This window comes from Flagellimonas pelagia (genome assembly GCF_003584135.1).
Lineage (GTDB): Bacteria > Bacteroidota > Bacteroidia > Flavobacteriales > Flavobacteriaceae > Flagellimonas > Flagellimonas pelagia.
Genome location: NZ_QXFI01000031.1, coordinates 161,863 through 167,988 on the forward strand (window position 1 = coordinate 161,863; position 6,126 = coordinate 167,988).

Annotated in this window: 5 protein-coding genes; 2 read left to right on the forward strand and 3 right to left on the reverse strand. The window is 41.0% G+C overall.

The features are described 5' to 3' along the window. The first annotated feature begins 17 nt into the window (after positions 1–17). Positions 18–1,295, forward strand: coding sequence for a DUF4832 domain-containing protein (locus D2V05_RS13735; RefSeq protein ID WP_119648200.1), 1,278 nt, complete (start codon positions 18–20; stop codon positions 1,293–1,295). Between the two features lie 275 nt (positions 1,296–1,570). Here D2V05_RS13735 and D2V05_RS13740 read toward each other — a convergent pair whose 3' ends face one another. The 3 genes from D2V05_RS13740 to D2V05_RS13750 all read right to left on the reverse strand — a co-directional run bounded on the left by D2V05_RS13740 (position 1,571) and on the right by D2V05_RS13750 (position 5,192). Beyond that, positions 1,571–3,199: a glycoside hydrolase family 31 protein gene (locus D2V05_RS13740; protein WP_119648201.1), complete on the reverse strand. Its 1,629-nt coding sequence runs from the start codon at positions 3,197–3,199 to the stop codon at positions 1,571–1,573. Between the two features lie 8 nt (positions 3,200–3,207). Then, complete coding sequence (locus D2V05_RS13745; RefSeq protein ID WP_119648202.1) at positions 3,208–4,137, reverse strand: sugar phosphate nucleotidyltransferase; 930 nt, start codon at positions 4,135–4,137, stop codon at positions 3,208–3,210. A gap of 347 nt (positions 4,138–4,484) precedes the next feature. Further along, positions 4,485–5,192, reverse strand: coding sequence for an alpha-L-rhamnosidase-related protein (locus D2V05_RS13750; protein WP_313786753.1), 708 nt, complete (start codon positions 5,190–5,192; stop codon positions 4,485–4,487). On the opposite strand from D2V05_RS13750, the gene D2V05_RS13755 reads away from it, so the two are divergent. Next, positions 5,180–6,094: an IS481 family transposase gene (locus D2V05_RS13755; protein WP_119646114.1), complete on the forward strand. Its 915-nt coding sequence runs from the start codon at positions 5,180–5,182 to the stop codon at positions 6,092–6,094. The two genes, D2V05_RS13750 and D2V05_RS13755, sit on opposite strands and share 13 nt — an antisense overlap. The last annotated feature ends 32 nt before the right edge of the window (positions 6,095–6,126 follow it).

The following is a 6,126-nucleotide window of genomic DNA, read 5'->3' on the forward strand; positions in this document are numbered from 1 at the left end:
TAAAAGAAGCTTGGATCATGATGAAAAATCTTTTGTTCTTTCTTGGTTTAAACTGTTTTCTCATTGCTTGTGGTGGTGGAAACAATAGCAATCCCGATGAAAACCTGGAAGGTCAGGAGCAGGTATTAAATGGTGGCGGTGTGAGCAGTTTTACCAAAGTACAACCTATGACCGGAATTGTAGTTTGGGATGGAAATCCGAATGCCAGCTCAGGAGCACACACCCTGGAATATTCCTATATGCTTTTTGAAGATGTGGTTTCCGAAAAAGGAGTCTATGACTGGACGGTTGTTGAAGATAAATTGAACGATATCGCCTCACGGAACCATCAAGGCATCCTTCGTTTCAGATATACCTATGTGGGACAAAAAACATCGGTGCCGAAATACATTAAAGATTTACCGGATTATCATGAAACACAAGGGATCAGTGAAGGCAGGGAAACATGGTTTCCGGATTGGTCGCATCAAGAATTACAGGACTTCACCTTGGAATTCTATGAAAAATTTGCCGAACGATATGATCATGATAACCGATTGGCCTTCTTGCAGGTAGGTTTTGGATTGTGGGGAGAATACCATATTTATGATGGTCCATTTGTCTTGGGAAAGACGTTCCCTTCAAAAGAGTACCAAACCCTATTCTTGAATAGAATGAACACTTTGTTCACGAATCTTCATTGGTCTATTTCCATTGATGTTGAAGATGGCAATGTTACTCCATTTCGTGATAATCCCTCGTTATTGAATTTATCATTTGGTTTGTTCGATGATTCTTTCATGTCCGAGGAACATGCAACGGTCAACGAACAGCGTTTTAAATTTCTGGAACTGGAAACCCGCTATGTCAACAACCCGGTTGGGGGTGAATTCAACTATTATACGGATTATGATCAGCAAAATGTCCTATCACCCAATGGTCCACATGGAGAGTCCTATGAATCGTTCATAAAACGATTCCATACCACCTACATGATCGGAAATGACCAATACAAGTATCAGTCGTTGGATAGGATAAAGGAAGCCAGCATCCACACCGGTTATAAGTTTGAAGTCACCAAATTTGTAAAATCCGATAACAAATCTTTGCTAACCGTACGAAATGTTGGAACAGCCCCCATTTATTACGATGCCTATCTTTCCATTAACGGTAATAAATCCACCGCTTCCCTTAGGACTGTGCTGCCCAATGAAGAAAAGGAATTCACTATCAATTATGATGGGAATGAAGATTTGGTGATTTCCTGTGACCGATTATTGAAGGGACAAACTATAGATTTCAAGAGGTCATTTTAACATTCGAGCGACTGTCAATAGGGTGTTGCACATCAATTAAACTTAGATTAAAGGGCTATCACGATGAAATAATACCACCCCAATAGCCCTTGCTAAAACTAACTAACAACTCAAACAATCTGTACTTTCAAGGTTCCCGTTCCTAAATTCTATAAAACGGTAACAGAATAACAAGTATTGGACCATAGGACTACCTATAAATTCAGCACTGTGGTTATCCGATACTTTTTCATGTGAACCTTATCAATATTTTGCTTCGATACTCTGTATTAATCCTAATTTCTTGTGCCAACCTTGGTAAAAAAAGGAAGTCTACTTAATGGCACCTCAATTTCTATGGTCTTGTTCCCTTTATAAATTTTACCCCTATCGTCTTGCCATTTTCCTTTAGGAAGAACCACTTTTCGCCTTAAATCACCTTTTGTTACTACTGGAGCTACGATTATGTTATCTCCCAATACGAATTGATCCTTAATGGTTTCATAACCATCGTTAGGAAAGGCCAAAGCCATGGGTTTTACAATTGGCTCCCCTGTTTTTGAGGCCCGATCTGCCTGTTGAAGAATATAGGGACCCATCTTTTCATGGAGTTTTGCCGCTTCCAAACAATACCTTGCATTTTCTTTGGACAACACTCGCCAAGGTGCCACCGAAAATTGCATCATGGGCATTAAGGCATGGACCTGGGCAGACCGTACGACCAATTCCTCATCTATGGAGGCAAGGTCTATGAACGAACCATATTCCCCTCCCCCTATCATATCCGGGCATGTGTACGCATACCCCATCAAACTTTGGGACATCTGGTCAGGGATCAATTTTTGCAGATCTTCCCAATTATGTCCTTTATCCCGTAATCGTTGTGCCAAAGGCAAACCTGCCATTTTCCATGACGCCCGATATTCATTCAGGGGATAGTCCAATCCAAATTTGGCATATAGGGCCGTATGGTCGTTGGGCAAAACGTTTTCAAAAGAAACGATGCCATTTTCATAAAACTGGGCATCACCCGCATCGAATTTAAATCCATCCACTCCGTATTCGTCCACCAAGTGGTCCAACTGCTCCTTGAACCATGTATTGGTTTTAGGGTTAGTCAAGTCCAAACAAGCACTGGCGCCGTTCCACCAGCGTATAATAGCGGCTGTATCCTGGGTGTTTTTCCATTGTACCTCCTGATTTCCCTGTGGAACCTGCAAAAGCATGCCCTCTTTTGCCAGATAACGGAAAACCTCAGAATCGGGACTAACGAAGGGGCATACCCATAGCATGACCAGAAACCCCATATCATGGAGTTTCTCGATCATTGCTTTAGGATCTTTGAATCGTCGAGGTGAAAAATTCCAAGTCCCATAGTCTTCCTGCCAGTTATCATCGATCATCAATACCCCTGGAGGGTACCCATTATCCAAAATGCCTTGGGCATATTTCAGGATATCTTCTTCATTTTGATCATAGATCAGCTCTATCCATGTATTGTATTGGGGATGTGTAAACAACTTTTCTTCCGGAATCTTACCATTGGGAGCGAAGAAATTTTTCGCCACATATTGGTATGCATCGCGTAAATTCTTGCCTGCACTCCCGTATTGAATCTCCCCAACCTTGGTCGTTATCTGTATGTGACCTTTGTAAAAGGTATATGTAATCGGGGTATCAGACCAAACATACCTGCCCTTACTGGAAAGCAGCATGGGTTGGGCCTGATTGCCCTCATCATTGGCCCATTGGTCATGACTTACCTCAGAATTGATATCATATGGTGTATTGTGTCCTTCAGTGCTTAGGCCACCCCACCAATATTCACCTTTCATAATGTCCAGATCAAGCTTATCCCCATTTTGAGAGTACGTGTTGAACATGGTCAGGGCCAGTACTGCAAAAGTTGCTATGGTCAATTTCATTCCTTTGTCTATCTTGTTTCGGACATTTTCCAAAGCTCCGTTGGGTAAATATGTTCTCTTTTTAATTCATAGATCGATCTTTGAACGATTTCCTTGTCTTCTTTGTACGTGACACCGAACCACTTGGCATTCGATTTTAAAACCTTTACGGTAACCAAGTCCAATTGCAACATTTCATTCACGATGTATGGAATATAAAATTCCGCCTTTAGACTTTCCTGGTTTTCTTCCAAGAATTTCAAGAATAGGTTTTCCGCAAACGCAAAACATTTAGGGGTAAACCCGAAAAAATTCATGGATACCACAGTATTTTCATCAATGGGAACGAAGTGTTCATTTTCATCCTTTCGCATTAACCGCCCATCAATTTTTTCAATGTGGGTCCTTTCTTTTATATCGGTGAGGTACCCATCTCCATCCACTTGGCATTCTCCCCTGGAGACGAATCCGTAATCTGATATGGTGTTTTTCAACAGGTAGGACATGGTAAAAAAGTTGTACGATTCCTTGTCCGTTGTACCCAAAGCCTGAGCCATGGCCATGAAGGCTTCCCTTCCGTAAAAGTCATCCGCATTGATGATGGCAAAATTTTCGTCCACCACATCTTTGACCATTAAAAGGGCATGACCTGTGCCCCATGGCTTTACCCTATCTGGGTTGATATACTTTTTTGGAACATTTTCCAGTTCTTGGTATACATAGACCACCTCAGCCTTCCCTTGTAATTTTGGGTTGAAGATTTCCTTGAACTCGCGCTCAAAACTCTTTCTGATGATGAACACGAACTTTCCAAATCCGGCCTGTAGTGCATCATAAATTGAAAAATCGATTATGGTGTCCCCTTGAGGGGTAAATGAGTCTATTTGTTTAAGACCTCCATAACGACTTCCCATGCCTGCGGCCAAGACCACCAATGTAGGTTTTGTTTTTTTCTGCATTTGATTTCTATACTATTGATATTCTGATTCTTACAAATCCATTTATTGAAACATCAAATTGAATTTGAATCGAACTTACGTATTTTTTACCCAAGAAAAAAACAAAACGAATAAAAATGTGCTCGAACACACTAAAAAAGTGTTTTCGAGCACATTTAATATCATCCAACAATTCCAACGGCCTTAGACGTACTCAAAAATTGGAGGAACTCACGGGTTATGTAGTATAGCCCATCCTTGAGGATAAGTTGGTGGAGATTCTTACCTATTGTTTTAATCGGAGTTGGTAATCATTCTTTAACAAAACCTTTCATAACATCGATCTATTAAGCATCGGAAAGAGTATATTATTCTTCAATCAAAAAGGTATATGAACCAGCAGTAAGGTCTATCCCTTGGTTTTGGACTTCTTCTGTGGTAAATTCCTTGTCTCCTAGCTTTATTTTCACACCTTTCAAATAAAGTACGGCTTTACTGTTCGGGGGAACTTGACAAGAGTATTCAACGTGGTTCCCACGTCTTTTCCATTTTGATATGATCAGACCGTATCTACTTTCGAATTCAGCTTCAAAGTGGTTCAGCCCATTCACAAAGTTTGGCCTCAAAATGAAGCTTTTGAACCCTGGGGATTGTTCATTTGGCAAAATACCTCCAAGGCTTTTATAGAACCATGCGCTAATGGCCCCAAACATGATATGGTTCCGCGACAAATCCGAAGAGGCATCAATGTCCCAATTCTCATAAAGTGTTGTAGCTCCATTCTTGATCCACCAACCCCATGAAGGATAAGTTTCTTGAGAAGCAACGGTAAACGCCAAATCTGCATAGCCGTTTTGGCTCAAAGCTCCCAAAAGAGTCTTGGTACCAAGAAGGCCCACATCTATATGGTTTGTTTTTTTGACTTCCAAAGCTAGGTTATCGGCCACCTTTTGCTTAAGCGAATCGGGCACCAGTCCCCAATATAGGGGTGCACTCAATTCGGTTGTGACTACGTCAACTAAAAGTGTACTATTTTGATAATAAATCAAGAGACACTTTTGACATGGAAAAGACAAGAGAAATTGAGCAATACTTAAGATGGAAGTTCAAACTAAGAGTACTTGAATTTGCAAAAGATTATGGAAAGGTCAAGGAGACCTGTGAAATGTTCAATGTTAGCAGGAGCAGCTATTTTAATTGGAAAAGAAAGTTTGACAAACATGGAGCAAAGGGTCTTTTAAGGAAAAAGAGGGAAGCTGATACCTACCCCAATAGAATCAATCAGAAAACGGTTGATCTGATATTGGACCTTAGAAAGGAATACAAACTTGGCACATGGCGCATCAAATGGTATTTGGAAAGATATCACAGTATCAATGTCTCTGAATCAAGTGTCTACAGAACCCTGAAAAGGAATGGTATCAAGCCGCTCGAACGAGCCGTTACCAGAAAAGCGATGGGACCTAAACGCTATGCCAAGAAAACCCCGGGCCACCATGTTCAAGTAGACGTCAAGTTCTTGGTTTTCCACACCAAAGAAGGAAAAAAGATAAAAAGGTATCAGTACACGGCGATTGATGATTGCACACGTATCAGAGCGTTGAAAGTATATGAAAGGCACAACCAATCAAGTTCCATTGACTTTATGGATTATGTGGTCGGTATGTTCCCGTTCCGAATCCATACCGTCCAAACCGACAATGGGCATGAATTCCAATCCAAGTTCAATTGGCATGTGAAGGACCTTGGCATGGAGCACCGTTATATAAAGCCCGGAAGACCCCAGCTCAATGGAAAGGTGGAACGGTCGCACCTCACGGACAAAAAGGAGTTCTATCAACTATTGGACTACTCCGACGACGTGGATTTGAACAAAAAAATAAAGCAATGGGAAGACTTTTATAACTTTGATAGACCACATGGTGCATTTAAGGGAAAGACACCCTATGAAATTTTAATGTATCACTTGAAAAAATAAGAATTCAGTGCCATTTTAGCTGAAGTAGCACA

What these genes read in the sequence shown, in the direction of transcription:
- D2V05_RS13745 (WP_119648202.1), bottom strand. Translation starts at nt 4,137, where the DNA reads ATGCAGAAAAAAACAAAACCTACATTGGTGGTCTTGGCCGCAGGCATG.
- D2V05_RS13755 (WP_119646114.1), top strand. Translation starts at nt 5,180, where the DNA reads ATGGAAAAGACAAGAGAAATTGAGCAATACTTAAGATGGAAGTTCAAA.
- D2V05_RS13735 (WP_119648200.1), top strand. Translation starts at nt 18, where the DNA reads ATGATGAAAAATCTTTTGTTCTTTCTTGGTTTAAACTGTTTTCTCATT.
- D2V05_RS13740 (WP_119648201.1), bottom strand. Translation starts at nt 3,199, where the DNA reads ATGAAATTGACCATAGCAACTTTTGCAGTACTGGCCCTGACCATGTTC.